The sequence below is a fragment of the Cupriavidus sp. FW216-B1 genome (assembly GCF_058789195.1).
Genome location: NZ_JBYTEL010000011.1, coordinates 46,681 through 64,518 on the forward strand (window position 1 = coordinate 46,681; position 17,838 = coordinate 64,518).

At 63.5% G+C, this 17,838-nt stretch carries 14 protein-coding genes and 1 pseudogene; 5 read left to right on the forward strand and 10 right to left on the reverse strand.

Going from position 1 to position 17,838, the window contains the following annotated elements; genetic code table 11:
- Positions 1-362 precede the first annotated feature (362 nt).
- Positions 363-1,445, reverse strand: a pseudogene (locus tag AC3WXD_RS21760) (IS3 family transposase).
- Positions 1,446-1,747: 302 nt separating this feature from the next.
- Between AC3WXD_RS21760 and AC3WXD_RS21765 the strand changes: the two are divergent.
- Positions 1,748-2,083, forward strand: coding sequence for a hypothetical protein (locus AC3WXD_RS21765; RefSeq protein ID WP_492324687.1), 336 nt, complete (start codon positions 1,748-1,750; stop codon positions 2,081-2,083).
- Entirely contained in the window at positions 2,073-3,173 is a 1,101-nt protein-coding gene (locus AC3WXD_RS21770) for an ImmA/IrrE family metallo-endopeptidase (protein WP_492324688.1), read from the forward strand. Before AC3WXD_RS21765 ends, AC3WXD_RS21770 begins: the two co-directional genes overlap by 11 nt.
- Here the strand turns inward: AC3WXD_RS21770 and AC3WXD_RS21775 are convergent.
- The 6 genes from AC3WXD_RS21775 to AC3WXD_RS21800 form a co-directional block, all read right to left on the reverse strand.
- Complete coding sequence (locus tag AC3WXD_RS21775) at positions 3,170-4,186, reverse strand: alpha-glutamyl/putrescinyl thymine pyrophosphorylase clade 3 protein (protein WP_492324689.1); 1,017 nt, start codon at positions 4,184-4,186, stop codon at positions 3,170-3,172. The two genes, AC3WXD_RS21770 and AC3WXD_RS21775, sit on opposite strands and share 4 nt — an antisense overlap.
- Positions 4,146-5,210: a thymidylate synthase gene (locus tag AC3WXD_RS21780; protein ID WP_492324690.1), complete on the reverse strand. Its 1,065-nt coding sequence runs from the start codon at positions 5,208-5,210 to the stop codon at positions 4,146-4,148. The genes AC3WXD_RS21775 and AC3WXD_RS21780 overlap by 41 nt, the downstream gene beginning before the upstream one ends.
- 73 nt (positions 5,211-5,283) lie before the next feature.
- A complete protein-coding gene (locus AC3WXD_RS21785) occupies positions 5,284-5,586 on the reverse strand; it encodes a DUF4031 domain-containing protein (protein ID WP_492324691.1) in 303 nt (100 codons plus the stop codon).
- 247 nt (positions 5,587-5,833) lie between these two features.
- Entirely contained in the window at positions 5,834-6,919 is a 1,086-nt protein-coding gene (locus tag AC3WXD_RS21790) for a DUF4062 domain-containing protein (RefSeq protein WP_492324692.1), read from the reverse strand.
- A 307-nt stretch (positions 6,920-7,226) separates the two neighbouring features.
- Positions 7,227-7,778: a single-stranded DNA-binding protein gene (locus tag AC3WXD_RS21795; protein ID WP_454730865.1), complete on the reverse strand. Its 552-nt coding sequence runs from the start codon at positions 7,776-7,778 to the stop codon at positions 7,227-7,229.
- A gap of 231 nt (positions 7,779-8,009) precedes the next feature.
- Complete coding sequence (locus AC3WXD_RS21800; RefSeq protein WP_492324693.1) at positions 8,010-9,278, reverse strand: MFS transporter; 1,269 nt, start codon at positions 9,276-9,278, stop codon at positions 8,010-8,012.
- A gap of 411 nt (positions 9,279-9,689) precedes the next feature.
- Here AC3WXD_RS21800 and uvrA point away from each other — a divergent pair, with 411 nt between their 5' ends.
- The gene (gene uvrA, locus AC3WXD_RS21805; RefSeq protein WP_492324694.1) at positions 9,690-12,554 is read left to right on the forward strand and encodes an excinuclease ABC subunit UvrA; all 2,865 of its coding nucleotides are present in this window, start codon (positions 9,690-9,692) and stop codon (positions 12,552-12,554) included.
- Between the two features lie 847 nt (positions 12,555-13,401).
- On the opposite strand, the gene AC3WXD_RS21810 is transcribed toward uvrA, so the two are convergent.
- The 3 genes from AC3WXD_RS21810 to AC3WXD_RS21820 all read right to left on the reverse strand — a co-directional run bounded on the left by AC3WXD_RS21810 (position 13,402) and on the right by AC3WXD_RS21820 (position 16,571).
- Positions 13,402-15,084, reverse strand: coding sequence for a Na/Pi cotransporter family protein (locus AC3WXD_RS21810; RefSeq protein ID WP_029043536.1), 1,683 nt, complete (start codon positions 15,082-15,084; stop codon positions 13,402-13,404).
- Between the two features lie 259 nt (positions 15,085-15,343).
- Entirely contained in the window at positions 15,344-15,958 is a 615-nt protein-coding gene (locus AC3WXD_RS21815; protein ID WP_020202680.1) for a LysE family translocator, read from the reverse strand.
- Between the two features lie 40 nt (positions 15,959-15,998).
- On the reverse strand, positions 15,999-16,571 hold the full coding sequence (locus AC3WXD_RS21820; RefSeq protein ID WP_020202679.1) for an adenine phosphoribosyltransferase: 573 nt from the start codon (positions 16,569-16,571) through the stop codon (positions 15,999-16,001).
- A 216-nt stretch (positions 16,572-16,787) separates the two neighbouring features.
- Between AC3WXD_RS21820 and AC3WXD_RS21825 the strand changes: the two genes are divergently transcribed.
- Both AC3WXD_RS21825 and AC3WXD_RS21830 read left to right on the forward strand, forming a co-directional pair.
- Positions 16,788-17,366 carry a DJ-1/PfpI family protein gene (locus AC3WXD_RS21825; protein WP_020202678.1) on the forward strand — a complete coding sequence of 193 codons (579 nt, stop codon included), beginning with the start codon at positions 16,788-16,790 and terminating at the stop codon, positions 17,364-17,366.
- Positions 17,367-17,429: 63 nt separating this feature from the next.
- Positions 17,430-17,822 carry a ribbon-helix-helix domain-containing protein gene (locus tag AC3WXD_RS21830; protein WP_492324695.1) on the forward strand — a complete coding sequence of 131 codons (393 nt, stop codon included), beginning with the start codon at positions 17,430-17,432 and terminating at the stop codon, positions 17,820-17,822.
- Positions 17,823-17,838: the final 16 nt, after the last annotated feature.

Sequence of the window (17,838 nt, forward strand, 5' to 3'; positions counted from 1 at the left end):
GCGCCAGCGCCGCGCACGCGCGCGGAAGGTCAACGCGACCTTCCAATGCCTGGAGATCAATGGATTGCGCCGCCGCCCGGCGGTAAAGCCACCGCCATGCATGGAGCGCGGCGAGCATGGTGTTCGGTGCCTTGCCGGCGTTCCGAATCTGGGCGGCAACAGATAACGTGGACAGATAGGCGCGGAGGCCGCGGCGATCCACTCGCATCGGAACCCGTTCACCGCCAGCGAATCTGGTGAATCGAATCCCGAAGGAGCCTTCTCCCACCAGCGAGCGAGTCAGAGTGCGCATGCCACTGCCCCACGGAAACAGGACAACGCTTCAAGGTGGAGAGAAACACACGAACATGCAAGAGAAATTATTACAGCTCAGATGTCAAAAAAAAGCCCCGCTTTTGGCGGGGCTGATCTTGACGGGTTTGTTCAGACAGTCGAATAGATTGTCTGCGTAACTGATCCTCAAACTCCTGTGGTGAGGCATACCCCAGCGTCGAATGTAGACGCACGGGGTTGTAGAACCCCACGATGTACTGTGTCACGTCGCGCCGGGCTTCAGTCCGGTCGACGGGCTGCCTCGATCCGAATGCACAATCAGCTCCGCGGCCGGCCTGCGGTGCTGGATCGCCATCTTCAATGCCAAGACGATCAGCGCAGCCGGCATGGCTGGCGCCATCGACCAGCCCACTACTTTGCGTGAGTACAGATCCAGTACCACCGCCAAGTACAGCCAGCCCTCAGCCGTGCAGATATACGTGATATCCGACACCCACGCTTGATTCGGCTTGGCCGGCGCAAACTGCCGGTTCAGCGCATTCGGCGAGACCGGACGATCATGCTGGCTGTTGGTCATCGCCATGAACTTGTGCCTCCAGACCGGACGCAGATCCGCCTAGCGCATCAAGGTCCGGGCTCGATGACGGCCGATCTTCACCCCCATCTTGCTGACGTCCTGGGCGATGCGCCTGCTGCCATAACTGCGCCCGCTGCGCTCGAATGCGGCTCGCACATAGGTCTGCTGCTTCGCTTGTTTCAGAGGATCCGGGCGCCGACGCCGGAGCGCGTAATAGCCCGCACGGCTTACTTCCAACACCTGGCAGGCACGGCTGACCGCTACGGCCTTCTTCGCCAATGCGCTCACTGCGCCATACATCACTTCAGTTCGCGGGCAAAGAAGGCCGATGCCTTTTTTGGGATCAGGTTGTCCTCCTTCAGACGCCGGTTCTCTTGCTCTAGCTGTCGGATGCGCTGCTGCTCCGGCGTGAGCGGCCTGCCAATGCCCTTGCTACCCACTAGCTCCAGATCGTATGGGTCAGCCAGCGTCGCAGCGCCGTCTCCCCAATCCCCATCGAGTGGCAAACCTCGGCGACCGATAGGCCCTGATCCCGGACCATCTTCACCACCTCCAGCTTGAAGCTGGCATCGAACTTACGACGTTGTCTTGTCATCTGTTTTCCTCTTCGATCGTGATTTTCCACCTATCGATCTGTCTGAGGAAGTTAGACCACTACATCCTATATGTGAAGCAGTTGAGCGAAGGGGAGTAGGCGGAGCAAGGCGGGTTAAGAGCCCCGTCATATGCCTATACTGGTTTGTTGTTAAAATTTCATTTTTGAAGCGTGCATCAGGGTTCTCGGGCCGATGGCTTGCGGTCCCGCAAAGGTTCGCACAATCCACAAAGACCATAGCGCTCTCCATGTGAGCGTTACGTTGGTTGGCCAGCTTCTCGGCCGCCGGCATAGTCCATACGATGCCCATAAAACTGGCGTTTCAAGACGAGAAGCTCCGAACGGTGTGTGAGAGCCCGGTTTCGGCGAAGCGGAAATACGGGGAGGTCGCTGGGCGGGCGATTCATAGCCGGCTGGCAGACTTGCGTGCGGCGGACTCTCCGCTCAAGTATGTTGAATGGGGCTTCGGAAAATTTGACGAGACAGCGCATGACCGGATTATCACCCCCATCGACGGCGGGTACCGTATGCTTGCTGTGGCCAACAATCGTCCCCCTCCTGGTGAACCGGGAGCGTTGGACTGGGCGCAGGTGACGCGCGTGAAAATCTTAACTATCGAGCGTGCCAATGAGAACTGACACCGAATTCGCGCCCATGTGGGCAATTCCGCCAGGTCGGACCATCAGCGATTTGATGAAGTCGCGGGGCATTGCCTCGACGCACTTAGCGCACTTGGTCGATATGTCCGAGGAAGACTTCGATAGCCTCCTGCAGGGAAAGCGCGCTCTCACTGCGCCCATCGCCGCTCGTCTCGAAGTTGAGCTTGGCGCCACTGCTGGCTTTTGGTTGCGTCGCGAGGAGCAGTATCGGGAGCAACTGTCCGATCTGACCGATGGCGTCGACCCAGACAACGATGAGTATCAGGCTTGGCTCAAAAGCCTTCCGCTTAAACAGATGCAAGAGTTCGGCTGGCTCGAGCCGACCAAAGATAAGCGAGAGACGCTCCGCCGGTGCCTTGCATTTTTCGATGTGCCGAACTTAGATGTGTGGCGTCGGACGTATTCCGATGTGAAGAGCGCTGCTGCTTTTCGGACAAGCAACACATTCGCCCAGGATGCCGTAGCAACTGCAGCATGGCTCAGACGGGGTGAACTACAAGCAGAGCAGATTGAGTGCAAGAAATGGAATCCTGCTCTGTTTGCGGAGCTGCTCCCGAAAATCCGTGCACTGACGGACATACCCCACCCGTCGGAATTTATACCGAAGCTTCAGCAACTGTGTGCCGAAGCCGGTGTAGCTGTCGTCGTCGTGAAGGCCCCGAAGGGATGCCGAGCGAGCGGCGCGACCTTCTTTGGTGGCCCGGATAAGGCGGTGTTGCTTTTGTCTGTCCGCTATCTGAGCGATGACCAGTTCTGGTTTTCTTTCTTCCATGAAGCAGGGCACTTAGTCCTGCATTGGGATGCTGATTTACTCATTCTCGAGACGTCAGACGGTCCTATGTCTCCCCAAGAGGATGAGGCAAATATCTTCGCGACGGAGCAACTTCTTCCGGCCAACCTGCAGGCACGTCTACCCGCGGCTTCGAAGTCGCTCAAGGGCATCATGAGACTCGCTCGCGAAGCCGGGGTATCGTATGGCATCGTTGTTGGACAGATGCAGTTCCGTGGCTTAGTCAGTCAGCGAAGCTACAACAGCCTGAAAAACAGGTATACGTGGAACCAGGACTAACCGCGGAACTGCACATATTCCGCGGGTTTCTTTTGCCAGTTGCAGAGAGAGTCCTCAATCACCTGCATACCAACACCTAACGCTTCCTCTAAGTCGACCGATAGCTCGTCGAGCTTCTGCTTCGAGAGGGCGTTGTTGTCAACCGCTCCGCTGAATAACAGGCGAGCCCCGCGAACGGGACCGGTAGCGTGCACCATGTATGCGGACGGCGGCTCGATGTTCACCAAGCCAATTTTGCCTAGCATCGTTAGATAATCGAACTTGGCGGTTCTGCCGAATCGATGCACAGCGTCCATGCTTTTGTACAGGTGGTCAAACAGTACCTTCGGGTCGTCTCCAACCTTCGCCTTGGCAGCGTCGATAAACAGTTGATGCGAGTTGTTCGGACCAATCCAGGCAGCGTAGCTGGCCAGGACGACGTTGAGCTGTTCGAGGCTCTCGTACTTCCGGTGGTTGCCGAACGGGAAGTCTCGCCGCTGTTGTCTGATGGCGTCATTGTGCTGGCCCAGCCAAAGAGCGAAATGATTCGGGTTTTGGGTGAATCGTTCCCACATCCAGACGAACTGGTCTTGGAACGCGCCATAGACCATGCGGAGCAGCCCATAGCCTTTCGTTGCGTGCTTACCGCAGTGCACGAACAGGAACACCAACCAAAACGCCTCGTCTTCATTGCCGTCGCGCATGTGCTGGATGGCGGCCCGCAGTGGATCGAACATCTTGACTTCCTTCGGGTCAAGCCGCTTTGGCGAGACTGGGCGCTTTGCAATTGCCTTCACGAATTCGATGCGGGCGACGCTATCGATAATTTGTGCAACCAGGGCTTCGCGCTCGGCACCAGATGGGATGCCGGGAAGGGCTTTGCCATTGACGCGATAGGCTTTGAGCTTTTGGTCCAGCTCCTTCGCGAGTTCCGGGTTCGCGAGCAGAGGGTTCTTCTTCATGTTCGGCTGTCCTTGGTCTGGATACTTCTGCTTACCGATGATTCGAGTCGCCGCTTGCTGGTTGTTGGGCATCGAGCTCCGCGGTGTCGAACAGCAGTTGCTCTGCAGTTGGCGCTGCCACCTGAGCACGAAGTTGACGCTTCAGGATGTGAACGTCGTAGACGTCTGTGGTCATTTGCTCCTTGATGCCCTCGACCTTGTCCCGCTGCGCTTGACGCACACCGTCGCGAGAGTAGCGAAATACCTGCAACAGCCTCACAAGGTCCGCCCAATATGGGGCGAGGGCACCCACTGTTGGCTGCTTTCCTCGCCTGATGGTGCGCTCTGCCGCCAGCAATTTCGTGACCGCAGACCACGGGTCGCCGGTCGGCATCGGTGGCATCGAAACGCTTTCTTGAAAGCCCTCTGCGAGGTAGTCGTGGACTGCTTGAGTGTTGTTGGCGTAAAGGTGGAGACTACCCACCGCGTGCTTGTACTGGCCTATCTCGACACCCAACGACCGAGCGATGAGCTCCTGCAACAGGGTGAACGCGAAAATATCGTGCGGTAGCCCCATGAAGGCATCGTTCGAACGCATCATGACCATCGCGTGCAGCTGATGGTTGCGGATAGTGAATTGCAGTGTGCACGTGCAGGGCAGGTCTTCGCGTCGGCTTACGAGGTTCGCGGCAAGGTCGTCGCCGTGGAAGAGCTGGATGACAGCCCGGCGCGAAGGCTCGCTTGCGCGGAGTGTCCGTATGACATTCCGCACCTGGTCGGTGCCGCTGGTTGGGCCGAACAGGCGTGGGCCATAGGCCCCAAAGACGGTTGTTCCGTCGTCGGAAAAATCCTTGTACCGACTTATATAGTATTGGATGAAATCCAGCTTATCGCTACCAGCGAGGTACCAGAGGAATTCACCCAGGCAGCTGAACAGAGTATTTTTCCGCTCGCTTTGGCTGAGCCGGGCTCGGGGGTTTTTCAGCAGGAGCAGCGCGCCATTAATCTCTGTCGCTGGACCCTTGGTTGGGTTGATTTCGCCCGAGCCGCGCTTTCGTAGCAGGCGACCGTAAACCTTCCGGAGCAGATCGTCGATTGTTTCTGCGGTCAGGTACATGGCAAGAAGGGCCGCGCCAACGTGGTCTATCGCCGGCGGACCGCGAAAGTTGAGACAACACGAAAGTCGAAGCTCAGTCAAACAGCCGAAACTGAGAGTCTGCTCTTGCGAGTGATTCTTGAAGTTCGAGTTTCAATTGGCGACCGCGCAAAACGAGCGTTCGTCGGTCGGCCTGCATTGCGCCCCGACTCAATGCTACGCCTCTAACTTCGACAGTGACGTCGTAATGCGGTAACGACGCTTGAGCCTGGAACCAGCCGCGTTTCAGTCCTAGGGACTTCGCGAATCTGTGCAGTTCATCAAGCGAATCGGCAACCAAATGGCACCACCGGCGGCCACGCCACGCTATCCGAGCGTTGTCTACATAGACCGCCAAGGTCTCTCCCTCGCAGAAAGTCTTTTGCTTTTATCCCCACATCCCGGAGGATGATACTCGAATCACAGCGGCGTTGTCTCTCCCGCCGTTTTCTTGTCGATACGACGCATATCGTGCGTTCGGGCCTAAGCATTGTCCAATGCTATACGGCCGCAACTTGGCGTTTGCAGGATAGAAAAAGGGCGGCATTGCCAGCCTAGTAGTGATACGCAAATTTAACTACATGCGTGATCCGCCAATAACGGGCTCAGCCAGCCTCACTTGAAGATTGGTCATCCTCAACCTCGGGCTTGAATTCCCCTTTCCGAATCGCGCGCAGTTGCACCAGTACAGAATCCCCGTAGGTTGTAAGGCTCCAGAACGTACGCGAGTCCTTGACGCTGCGAGTTTTCTTGCTTTGCTCGATTAGTCCGAGCGCTCGAAGCTGGATCTTGATGGTCTGCTCATCACGGGACGAAACCACAAAGTCCCTTGGCGAATTGAACTTCTTCAATTCCTTATCATTTGACCAGTCTTCTAGGGTTCGCACCCTTACTAGCTGTGAAAGTCCGACGCCAATGCGCTCGTCGGTAGCCTCATCCAGCATCAGAGGGCCGAGTTCTTCGAAGATCTCGTTCCAAGTGAAGTCGAATTGGCGCTCGAATGACCATATCGACCGATCTTGCTCATGCGCTTCAAACACGAAGTCGATTGGAAACGGCTCTTCGCCTTGGGCGAGTTCTTCGCTTCCTTTTGGCGCCGAGAGTTGGGACTCAGCGAGCTTCGCTTGGAGGTCCTCTATCGTCTTTCTCAGGCGTAGAACTTCTGTGGCCGCAACGGCCGCTGCGGCCTTATCCGCCCTGATCCAACCGGGCATCGGATGCGTGTTGATGAGGCGCACTAAGCTACGACTCACTGCTGAACCAAGTTCGGACGGGCTCTCCCAGTACCTACACACCTTTTTCTGAGCGAGATCGCGAAACTCTTTCAACCTCGCGACTGACTCTGGCGTGGACTCGGATTTTCCTGCAACGATCTGCGACAGATTCTTATGTAGGAAAGCGATGACGGGCTTCCCGGTGTCAACGGCGTATCGGTACTCTTGCTCCGTGTAACTGATGCCTTTCGGCCCAATGGAACCGTAGCGACCACCAATAATAACGATGTAGTAGTCGCACTCATCAATCACGCGCTTGATCAACGTCCACTGGTCATCATCTGTGGCCGGGAACAACTCCATCCCTGCCGGGATGCAGTCTAGTTCCAACAAAGCCTGCATAACCTCCTGTCGCTCTTCGCGGAGATCCTCGTAGGTGGAGCTGACAAAAACTTGATAGCGACGATCGTTTGACATTGAATTTGAAGGCTAGACTTGCGGCGACAACACTGCGAAGGAGTGCCAGAGTCGGTTTCCCCCGCGGCACTAGCTCACGTTCCCCGGGCGCCAATGTTCACCTTTATTGAACGTTGATGATCTTGGTGAGATTTTCGCTCATAGACGCCAAAGTTGACACTTTTTTACTTTCTGACGGAAATCTCATGCTCCTCCGCAAAACCACCCTTGGATCTTTCCAATGCACCACTGTCCATAAGGTACTGATTGAAAAGAAAAACCCCGCTCGTTGGCGGGGTAGATCTTTACAGATTTCCGTTACACAAGATTAGAACGGAATATCGTCGTCCATGTCCTCGAAGCCGTTCGACGGCGCCGGCTGCGGACGCCGCGCCGCGCCGCCGCCCTGCTGGCCACCGCCACCGCCGGCAGCCTGGCCGCCGCGCGCGCCATAGCCACCACCGCCGCCGCCACCGCCGCTCGACTCGCGGCCGCCGCCGTAGCCGCCGCCCATGTCGTCACCGCCGCCACCGCCGCCCATGCCCTGGCGCGAGCCCAGCATCTGCATCTGATCGGCGACGATTTCGGTGCTGTATTTTTCCGCGCCGGACTGGTCGGTCCACTTGCGGGTGCGGATGCGCCCTTCGATATAGACCTGCGAGCCCTTCTTCAGGTACTGGCCGGCGATCTCGGCCAGCTTGCCGAAGAAGGCGATGCGGTGCCACTCGGTGGCTTCCTTGAACTCGCCGCTCTGCTTGTCCTTGTAGCGGTCGGTGGTCGCCAGGCGGATGTTGGTCACGGCGTCGCCGCTGGGCATGTAGCGGGTTTCGGGGTCCGCGCCCAGGTTGCCGACGAGGATGACTTTATTGATCGATGCCATGTGAGTGTTCTCCCAGGGCCACGCCCTCTGCTGCAAGCGGCGTGGCGATGCCTTGACTGATGCGCAAACAAATGCGCTGGAAAAAAATGCGCGTAAACGAATAACGCGCCCCCGGCCATTGAGTCGGGCGCGCGGTCATGCTAACGCCAAATTGCGGCGAAAAGCGTTAATAAGTGATGCGGGAAACCCTTGCGGGCCCACCTCCCGTCGTCGCCGGCGTTGCCGCCGGCTTCAGGCGGCGACGGCCGGCGCACTGCTTTTCCGCGCCGGGGGCGACTTCATGTTCCAGGCGATTATAAGCCAGAGGAGCAGCACCACCGCACAGCCGAGGAACACGGCGCTGCGGCCTTCGTGCTTGAGCAGCCAGCCGCCGGCCGCGCCGCCGAGGAACAGGCCCAGCGCCTGGGTGGTGTTGTACACGCCGAGCGCGGCTCCGCGCGCGGCAGCAGCGTAGCGCGACACCAGCGAGGGCTGCATGGCTTCGAGCACGTTGAAGGCGACGAAGAACAGCAGCAGCACCGCGACGATGCCCCACAGGCCGTGCACGGCGGCGAACAGCAGTTGCACGGCGGTCATCAGGCCGACCGCGCACAGCAGCACGGGACGCACCTTGCCGTAGCGCTCGGCGGCCATCATCGGCCCGAGCATCAGCACGAAGGACACCAGCACCACCGGCAGGTAGACCTTCCAGTGCTGGTCCAGCGGCATGCCGGCGTCGCTGAGCATGGCCGGCACCACCATGAACATGGCGACCTGGGAGGCGTGCAGCGCGAGCACGCCCACGTTGAGCCGCAGCAGGTCGGGGTTGGCCAGCACGGCGCGGAACGGCATGCGCACCGGATGCGGCGGCGGCGGCGCGGGCACCAGGAACAGCGTGACCAGGATGGCGAGCACGCCGAGCACCGACATCAGCGTGAAGATGCCGGGCATGCCGATGCCGTGCAGCAGCGGCGAGGCGATCACCAGCGACAGCGCGAAAGTCAGGCCGATGCTGCCGCCGACCAGGGCCATCGCCTTGGTGCGGTGCTGCTCGCGGGTCAGGTCGGCGATGCAGGCGGTGATGGCCGCGGAGATCGCGCCCATGCCCTGCAGCGCGCGCCCGGCGATGATGCCGTTGAGCGTGTCCGCGTTCGCCGCCACCAGCCCGCCGGCGACGAACAGCAGCAGCCCGGCGACCATGACCGGCTTGCGGCCGACGCGGTCGGACAGCCAGCCCAGCGGGATATGGAGGAAGGCCTGCATCAGGCCGTAGATGCCCATCGCCAGGCCCACGCGCTGGGCGTCGTGCCCGTCGGGCAGCCCGGCCGCGTATTCGGCGAACACCGGCAGGATCAGGAACAGGCCGAGCATGCGCAGCGCGAAGATGCTGGCGAGCGAGATGCTGGCCCGCAGTTCCACGCGGGTCATGCGGTCGCGCCCGGCGACCGGCGCGCTGGCGCCGTCGGCCTTGGAATCGTCGGCCTTGGCCGCATCTTGGGAGGAGCTATGGATCGACGACATTGCGATCGTGGGAATTTCCGAGACTGGTTGCCGGACCGGCCCGCGCGGCGTGCCGGATGCGCGCGCCGCGCGCCAGGCTGCCGCGCGGCCTCACCGGAGGCACCGTCCGGAGCGCCGCCGCGGCCCCCTGCAGGGACACTGCTGGAACGCCTCGGGGGCACCGCGCAAACCCGTGGCAAACCCGCAAAAAAGGCCTCCCGCAGGTGCTGCCGGACAGGGGCTGGCAACCCCGGAAACCGAAGTTCGGTATATTAACAGGTTTGCTTCGCCGCGCTTCGGGCGCCGCAACGGGCGCCGCGCGGCCCGGGGCGGGCCGCCGGAGCCGCGCCTGGCATGCTTTTTTCTTGGAAATTCCGTGAGACCGGCCTGTCGACCTGACCGGCGGCCCCGCCTGGCGAAGACAATCGGTATATGGAAGAAATCAGAATCCGTGGTGCCCGTACCCACAACCTGAAGAACATCAATCTCGACCTGCCGCGCAACAAGCTGATCGTGATCACCGGGCTGTCCGGTTCGGGCAAGTCGTCGCTGGCCTTCGACACCCTGTACGCGGAGGGCCAGCGCCGCTACGTGGAGTCGCTGTCGGCCTACGCGCGCCAGTTCCTGCAACTGATGGAGAAGCCCGACGTGGACCTGATCGAGGGCCTGTCGCCCGCGATCTCCATCGAACAGAAGGCAACCAGCCACAACCCCCGCTCCACGGTCGGCACCGTCACCGAGATCCACGACTACCTGCGCCTGCTGTTCGCGCGCGCCGGCACGCCCTACTGCCCCGACCACAACCTGGCGCTGCAGGCGCAGAGCGTGTCGCAGATGGTGGACGCGGCGCTGGCGCTGCCGGAAGACACCAAGCTGATGATCCTGGCGCCGGTGGTGGCCAACCGTAAGGGCGAGCACTCCGACCTGTTCGACACCATGCAGGCGCAGGGTTTCGTGCGTTTCCGCATCCGCTCGGGCGGCGGCACCACGCACGAGGCGCCGGCGGTGGTCTACGAGGTGGACGCGCTGCCCAAGCTGAAGAAGACCGAGAAGCATTCGATCGACGTGGTGGTCGACCGCGTCAAGGTGCGCGCCGACATCAAGCAGCGCCTTGCGGAATCGTTCGAGACCGCGCTGCGGCTGGCCGACGGCCGCGCCGTGGCGCTGGAGATCGACAGCGGCCAGGAGCACGTGTTCAGCTCCAAGTTCGCCTGCCCGATCTGCTCGTACTCGCTGCAGGAGCTCGAGCCGCGCCTGTTCTCGTTCAACAACCCGATGGGCGCCTGCCCGAGCTGCGACGGCCTGGGCCAGATCACCTTCTTCGATCCCAAGCGCGTGGTGGCCTTCCCCAACCTGTCGCTGGCCTCGGGCGCGATCAAGGGCTGGGACCGCCGCAACCAGTTCTACTTCCAGATGCTGCAAAGCCTGGCGGCCTACTACGACTTCGAACTGGAAACGGCCTTCGAGGACCTGCCGGCCGAGGTGCAGGAGGTGGTGCTGCACGGCTCGGGCGAGGTGGAGATCCCGTTCACCTACATGAACGAGCGCGGCCGCACCACGGTGCGCGAGCACGCTTTCGAGGGCATCATCCCCAACCTGGAGCGGCGCTACCGCGAGACCGACTCGGTCGCGGTGCGCGAGGAACTGGCCAAGTACCAGAACAACCAGGCCTGCCCGGCCTGCCACGGCACGCGGCTGCGCACCGAGGCGCGCCACGTCAAGCTCGGCGAGAACGACCAGGCGCGCGCGATCTTCGAGATCAACGGCTGGCCGCTGCGCGACGCGCTGACGTACTTCCTCACGCTCGACATGCACGGCGCCAAGCGCGAGATCGCCGACAAGATCGTCAAGGAAATCACCGCGCGGCTGAACTTCCTCAACAACGTCGGGCTGGACTATCTCTCGCTCGAGCGCAGCGCGGACACGCTCTCGGGCGGCGAGGCGCAGCGCATCCGCCTGGCCTCGCAGATCGGCTCGGGCCTGACCGGCGTGATGTACGTGCTCGACGAGCCGTCGATCGGCCTGCACCAGCGCGACAACGACCGCCTGATCGGCACGCTCAAGCACCTGCGCGACATCGGCAACTCGGTGCTGGTGGTGGAGCACGACGAGGACATGATCCGCGCCAGCGACTACGTGGTCGACATCGGCCCCGGCGCGGGCGTGCACGGCGGCATGATCGTGGCCGAGGGCACGCCGGCGCAGATCGAGCAGTCGCCCAGCTCGCTGACGGGGCAATACATGTCCGGCGCGCGCCGCATCGAGGTGCCGCCCACGCGCACCGCGCCCGACGACGACAAGCTGCTGCGCATCGTCAACGCCACCGGCAACAACCTGCGCAACGTCAGCGCGGAGATCCCGGTGGGCCTGCTGACCTGCGTGACCGGCGTGTCCGGCTCGGGCAAGTCCACGCTGATCAACGACACGCTCTACCACGCGGTGGCGCGCCACCTGTACGGCTCCACGGCCGAGCCCGCGCCGCACGACCGCATCGAGGGGCTGGAACACTTCGACAAGGTCATCAACGTCGACCAGAGCCCGATCGGCCGCACCCCGCGCTCCAACCCCGCCACCTACACCGGCCTGTTCACGCCCATCCGCGAACTGTTCGCCGGCGTGCCCGCCGCCAAGGAACGCGGCTACGACCCGGGCCGCTTCTCGTTCAACGTCAAGGGCGGGCGCTGCGAAGCCTGCCAGGGCGACGGCGTGCTCAAGGTGGAAATGCACTTCCTGCCGGACGTGTACGTGCCGTGCGACGTGTGCCACGGCAAGCGCTACAACCGCGAGACGCTGGAGGTGCTCTACAAGGGCAAGAACATCCACGAAACGCTGGACATGACCGTGGAGCAGGCGCACGAGTTCTTCAGCGCGGTGCCGGTGGTGCGGCGCAAGCTCAAGACGCTGCTCGACGTGGGCCTCGGCTATATCCGCCTGGGGCAGTCCGCCACCACGCTGTCCGGCGGCGAAGCGCAGCGCGTGAAGCTCTCGCTGGAACTGTCCAAGCGCGACACCGGCCGCACGCTCTACATCCTCGACGAGCCCACCACCGGCTTGCATTTCCACGACATCGAGCTGCTGCTCAAGGTCATCCACAAGCTGCGCGACCAGGGGAATACGGTGGTCATCATCGAACACAACCTGGACGTCATCAAGACCGCCGACTGGCTGCTCGACATGGGGCCGGAGGGTGGCGCCGGCGGCGGACAGGTGATTGCCAAGGGGACGCCGGAGACGGTGGCGAAGAGTCGGGCTAGTTTTACGGGGAAGTATTTGGCGCCGTTGTTGGCGAAGGGGTGAGGGGCGGGTTGAGGGATCCTTGTCCGGGCTGTTGTGGGCCTTGAGGCTCGGGCGGTTTTGGTGCTTGAATCCAACGGCCGTATGACATCCCCGCTACGCGGGGCTGCCAGTCACTTTCTTTTGTCTGAAAAGAAAGTAACCAAAGAAAGCAGACCCCTTGCAGGGGGAGCTGGGCGCTCAGACCTTATGTCTGGTGGTGGTTTCGTGGTGCGGGCGTTGGCTTCGATGAGACTGCTGACGCTACCGGTTTGCTCGCCTGCGGCGTCGCAAACGAAATTGGATTCGTGGTGGCGCTGCATGATGGCGTTGGTCCAGGCCCTTCGGGCTGCTGCCGCGACCGGGGCGGATGGGCTCGTCATAGAGATGGTGCTGGTTTCGTGGTGGGCGCGGTGGTCCCTATTCGAGCGCGTACCCGCCAACACCCGCGCCCCGGTCCACCACGCCCACCACGAAAACACGAGGGTGCTATGTCGTGGCCGCCCAAACCGGTAACGGCAGATGAGCGAACAAGCAGTGCGCCCGTCATCATAGGTCTGACCCCGCAACCCATACCGCCAGCCAGATCGTGGCCGCTCGCACCGGTAACGGCAGGATGCCAGCAGAACCACCACCCCCACCACGAAACCACCAACAAGAGAAATCCCAACGTTTCTGCCCCTGCCGGCCAGGCAGCCCGCTTTCTTTGCCTACTTTCTTTTCGGGGAAAAGAAAGTAGGTCGCTCCGGGGGAGCGAAAGCCTTTGACTTTGATGTTGACTTTGACTTTAAGCCTTTGACTTTAGGCTTTTGACTTTGGCGTTAAGCAGTTGACGTTAGGCAGTTGACGTTAAACCTTCCCCCCATCAACCTCAAACCCCCGCCGAAGACACCACCCCCACCGGCGGTTCCCCATCATCCTCCTTCATCCGGCTCCGATTCAGCACCCCCGCTTCCTCCAGCACCGGATACGCCGTGGCGCAGAACAGCGAATTGAGCCGCTTGAGATTGCTGATGATGTCGAGATGCAGCGAGCTGGTCTCGATGCTCTCCGCGGTCTGCACCGCAATGCGCTGCAGGTGGTTGCGCGCGAACCGGCGCTCCAGTTCGCGGAAGGTGGCTTTCTCGCTCATGAGCTGCTGCGCGCTCTTGAGGTCGCCGGAGAGGAACACCGACAACCCCAGCCGCAGGTTCGCCACCACGCGCGCGTGCATCTGCGCGATTTCCTCCATGCCCGCTTCCGAGAACGCCAGGTTGTGGGCGATCTTTTTCTCGCGCGCGTCGAGCAGGATGCGCTCGATGATGTCGCCGGCATGCTCGAGGTTGATGGTGAGCGAGATGATCTCGGTCCAGCGGCGGCCGTCGCGCTCGTCCAGCGCTTCCAGGCTGATCTGGGTGAGGTAGAGCTTGATCGCGGTGTAGAGGTCGTCGACCTCGTCGTCGATGCGGCAGGTGGCGGTGGCCAGCTTGGCATCGTTGGTGCGCAGCACGCGCAGCATGTTGTCGAGCATCTGCTCGATGCGGTCGCCGATGCGCAGCACTTCGCGCGCGGCGTTGGACAGCGCCAGCGTGGGCGTGGTCAGCGCGGCGGCGTCGAGGTGGCGCGGCGTGACCTGGCTGTCGCCGGTGTTGCGCCCCGGCAGCACCGCTTCGCACAGGCGCGCGAGCGGGCCGGTGGCGCCCAGCAGCAGCACCGCCAGCGCCACGTTGAAGAGCAGGTGGAAGTTGACCACCAGCCGCTGCGGATCGGCGTCGAGCAGCGCCAGCAGGCGCTCGGCCTGTCCCAGCAGCGGCAGCGCGATCACGCAGCCGAGCAGGCGCGACAGCAGGTTGCCCAGCGTGACGCGCTTGCCGGGCTGGTTGTTGCCCGAGGTGGTCAGCAGCGCGGAGATGCCGGAGCCGAGATTCGCGCCCAGCACCAGCGCCATCGCCACGTGCAGCGAGACCACGCCGGCCGAGGCCAGCGCGCCGCAGAACAGCACCACCGCCAGGCTGGAATAGCACAGGATGGTGAGGAAGGCGCCGACCAGCATGTCCAGCGTGGGGTCGCCGGTCAGCGTGCCGAACAGCACCTTGACGCCGGCGGCCTGCACCACCGGCCGGGTGGCGATGGAGATCAGCTCGAGCGCCAGCGTGATGAGCCCCAGGCCGATCAGCACGCGGCCGACGTGGCCGGGCTTGTTGCCCTTCCAGCTCAGGTGCAGGATCACGCCGACGAAGATCAGCAGCGGCGACAGCCACGACAGGTCCAGCGAGAACACCTGCACCATCACCGCGGTGCCCACGTTGGCGCCCAGCATGATGGCCAGCGCCGGCGCCACGGCGATCAGGCCCTGGCCGACGAAGGAGCTGACGATCACCGCGGTGGCGTTGCTGCTCTGTACCAGCCCGGTCACGCCGAGGCCGGCGGCGAACGCCGTGAAGCGGTTGGCGATGCTGGAGGAGAGCACGTGGCGCAGGTTGGCGCCGTACACGCGCAGGATGCCGACCTTGACGATGTTGGTGCCCCACACCAGCAGCGCCACGCCGGAAAGCAAATGAAGTAGAACGCCCATGGTCTGCCCTTCTGTGACCGGTGCCGCCGTTGCGAGGGCAGATGCAGGAGCCGGAAGATGCGGGGCCGGACGCGGGGCCGGGCGCGGCGCTGATGCCGGAGCTGATGCAAATGCCGGCGCAAGGTGCCGCCCGGCCATCGTATCGTTGTCAAGAGGGCATTATGCGCCGCCACGCATGGGCGGGCAACGCCGCGGACGGGGGGCGGACAGGGCGTGGGCACGCGGCGCAACGCGGCGGCGCCGGGCCGCCCGCGCGCGTTCAGGCCGGCAGCGCGACCTTGACGCCGAGCGCCACGAAGATGGCGCCGGCCACGCGGTCGAGCCAGCGGCCCGCGCGCGGCCGGTGCCGGAGCCAGTCGCCCAGCACGCCCGCGAACAGCCCGAACAGCGAGAACACCACCGCCGTCTGCAGCATGAAGACCAGGCCCAGCAGCAGCATCTGCCAGCCCGCGTGGGCGGCGTCGGCGCGCACGAACTGCGGCAGGAACACCAGGAAGAACAGCGTCACCTTGGGGTTCATCAGGTTGGCCAGCACGCTCTGGCGGAACACCCGCGCCAGCGGCACCGCCGGCGCGTCGGCGCCCCGGCCGAGCGCGCCGCGCGAGCGCAGTGCCTGGATGCCGATCCAGATCAGGTAGGCCGCGCCGGCGAACTTGATGCACTGGAACGCCAGCGGCGAGGAGCGCAGCACCGCCGCCAGCCCGACCGCGGCCACCACGGTGTGGAACAGGCAGCCCGAGGCGAAGCCGAGCGCCGCCACCACGCCGGCGCGGCGCCCCTGCGCCATGCCGCGCGCCAGCACCTGGAGGTTGTCGGGCCCGGGCGCCAGCGTGATGGCGACCGAGGTGACGAGGAACAGCAGCAGATCCGGCATGGCAGAGGCTCCGGTGATTGATTCAGGCGCGCGCCCGGCTTCAGTGCCCGTCGAAGCGGCACACGGTAAACAGCGGCAGCCCGCTGTCGAGCAGGTGGCGCGAGCCGCCCAGTTCGGGCAGGTCGACGATGGCCGCGCCCTCCACCACGGTGGCGCCCAGGCGCTCGAGCAGCTTGCGCCCGGCCATCATGGTGCCGCCGGTGGCGATCAGGTCGTCGATCAGCAGCACGCGGTCGCCGGGCTTGCAGGCGTCGGCGTGGATCTCGACGGTGGCGCTGCCGTATTCGAGCTCGTATTCCTCGGACACGGTCTGGAACGGCAGCTTGCCCTTCTTGCGGATCGGCACGAAGCCGAGGTTGAGCTCGTAGGCGACGATCGCGCCGAGGATGAAGCCGCGCGCGTCGATGCCGGCGACCAGGTCCAGGCGGGCGTCCATGTAGCGGTGGACGAAGACGTCGATCAGCACGCGCAGGGTCTTGGGGTCCTGCAGCAGCGGGGTGATGTCGCGGAACATCACGCCGGGCTGCGGCCAGTCGGGCACGGTGCGGATCCGCTCGCGCAGGTATTCGGTGACGTGGCCGAGGGCGGACGACTGGATGGTGGTATTGGGCATGGGAACTCGTTGGTGCGGCCTGCCGGCCCGGCAGGCCGGCCGCGGTGGCCGGATGCCGGAGGGGTGCGGAACAGGCTGCGGGACAGGATGCGGTAATGGGTTACTACCCGGGCGGCCGCGAACGGCAACACAATGGGCTCGCGCCGGGCGGGCCGGGCGCGCGGTCCGTCCGCGCGTGCGCCCCGCCGGGCACCCGTAACCATACAGGAGACCGCGATGGCAAAAAAGATCTTGATGCTGGTCGGCGACTACGCCGAGGACTACGAAACGATGGTGCCGTTCCAGGCGCTCCAGATGGTCGGCCACACGGTGCACGCGGTCTGCCCGGACAAGAAGGCCGGCGCGAGCTGCGCGACCGCCATCCATGACTTCGAGGGCGACCAGACCTACAGCGAGAAACGCGGCCACAACTTCGCGCTCAACGCGACCTTCGCCGAGGTCGATCCCGCCGCCTACGATGCGCTGGTGATCCCGGGCGGGCGCGCCCCCGAATACCTGCGCCTGAACGAGCGCGTGCTGGAGATCGTGCGCCACTTCGCCGGCGCCGGCAAGCCGATCGCCGCGGTCTGCCACGGCGCGCAACTGCTGGCCGCCGCGGGCGTGCTGGAAGGACGCACCTGCTCGGCCTACCCGGCCTGCGCGCCGGAAGTGCGGCTGGCCGGCGGCAAGTACGCCGACATCCCGGTGGACCAGGCCCATACCGACGGCAACCTCGTGACCGCCCCGGCATGGCCGGCGCACCCGGCCTGGCTGGCGCAGTTCCTTGCGGTGCTGGGCACCCGGATCGTACATTAGAGGCTGCCGGAGGCGGCCCGCGTGCTTGCGTTGCCCGCCGGCCGCGCCGAACGGGAGTCTCCCATGTGCGAAATCTTCATCCGGGCCAATCCGGAGTCGTATCTGTGCCAGTCGCGCTCGCTGCGGCTGCATGGCGTGGCCACCAGCATCCGCCTGGAAAGCCTGTTCTGGGAAGTGCTGGAAACGCTGGCCCGGCGCGACGCCATGAGCGTGGGCCAGCTGATCACGCGGCTGCACGACGAACTGGTGACCTACCGGGGCGAGGCGGCCAATTTCACGTCCTTCCTGCGCGTGTGCTGCCTGCGCTACCTGATGCTGCAGGGCGAGGGCCGCATCCCGGCCGACCCGCTGGTGCCGATCCGCTCGCTCGACGCGCGCTCGGTGCTCGAAGGCCTGCCGCCGTCGTGGGCCGACGGCGCGGCGAGCGCCACGGCCGCGCCGCGCGCGGCGGCCTGACGGTAGCCTGACCGCG

Excerpts from the sequence above, each read along its gene's own strand:
- AC3WXD_RS21765 (WP_492324687.1), top strand. The coding sequence starts at position 1,748 with ATGCCCATAAAACTGGCGTTTCAAGACGAGAAGCTCCGAACGGTGTGT.
- AC3WXD_RS21770 (WP_492324688.1), top strand. The coding sequence starts at position 2,073 with ATGAGAACTGACACCGAATTCGCGCCCATGTGGGCAATTCCGCCAGGT.
- AC3WXD_RS21775 (WP_492324689.1), bottom strand. The coding sequence starts at position 4,186 with ATGCCCAACAACCAGCAAGCGGCGACTCGAATCATCGGTAAGCAGAAG.
- AC3WXD_RS21780 (WP_492324690.1), bottom strand. The coding sequence starts at position 5,210 with ATGTACCTGACCGCAGAAACAATCGACGATCTGCTCCGGAAGGTTTAC.
- AC3WXD_RS21790 (WP_492324692.1), bottom strand. The coding sequence starts at position 6,919 with ATGTCAAACGATCGTCGCTATCAAGTTTTTGTCAGCTCCACCTACGAG.
- AC3WXD_RS21795 (WP_454730865.1), bottom strand. The coding sequence starts at position 7,778 with ATGGCATCGATCAATAAAGTCATCCTCGTCGGCAACCTGGGCGCGGAC.
- AC3WXD_RS21800 (WP_492324693.1), bottom strand. The coding sequence starts at position 9,278 with ATGTCGTCGATCCATAGCTCCTCCCAAGATGCGGCCAAGGCCGACGAT.
- uvrA (WP_492324694.1), top strand. The coding sequence starts at position 9,690 with ATGGAAGAAATCAGAATCCGTGGTGCCCGTACCCACAACCTGAAGAAC.
- AC3WXD_RS21810 (WP_029043536.1), bottom strand. The coding sequence starts at position 15,084 with ATGGGCGTTCTACTTCATTTGCTTTCCGGCGTGGCGCTGCTGGTGTGG.
- AC3WXD_RS21815 (WP_020202680.1), bottom strand. The coding sequence starts at position 15,958 with ATGCCGGATCTGCTGCTGTTCCTCGTCACCTCGGTCGCCATCACGCTG.
- AC3WXD_RS21820 (WP_020202679.1), bottom strand. The coding sequence starts at position 16,571 with ATGCCCAATACCACCATCCAGTCGTCCGCCCTCGGCCACGTCACCGAA.
- AC3WXD_RS21825 (WP_020202678.1), top strand. The coding sequence starts at position 16,788 with ATGGCAAAAAAGATCTTGATGCTGGTCGGCGACTACGCCGAGGACTAC.
- AC3WXD_RS21830 (WP_492324695.1), top strand. The coding sequence starts at position 17,430 with ATGTGCGAAATCTTCATCCGGGCCAATCCGGAGTCGTATCTGTGCCAG.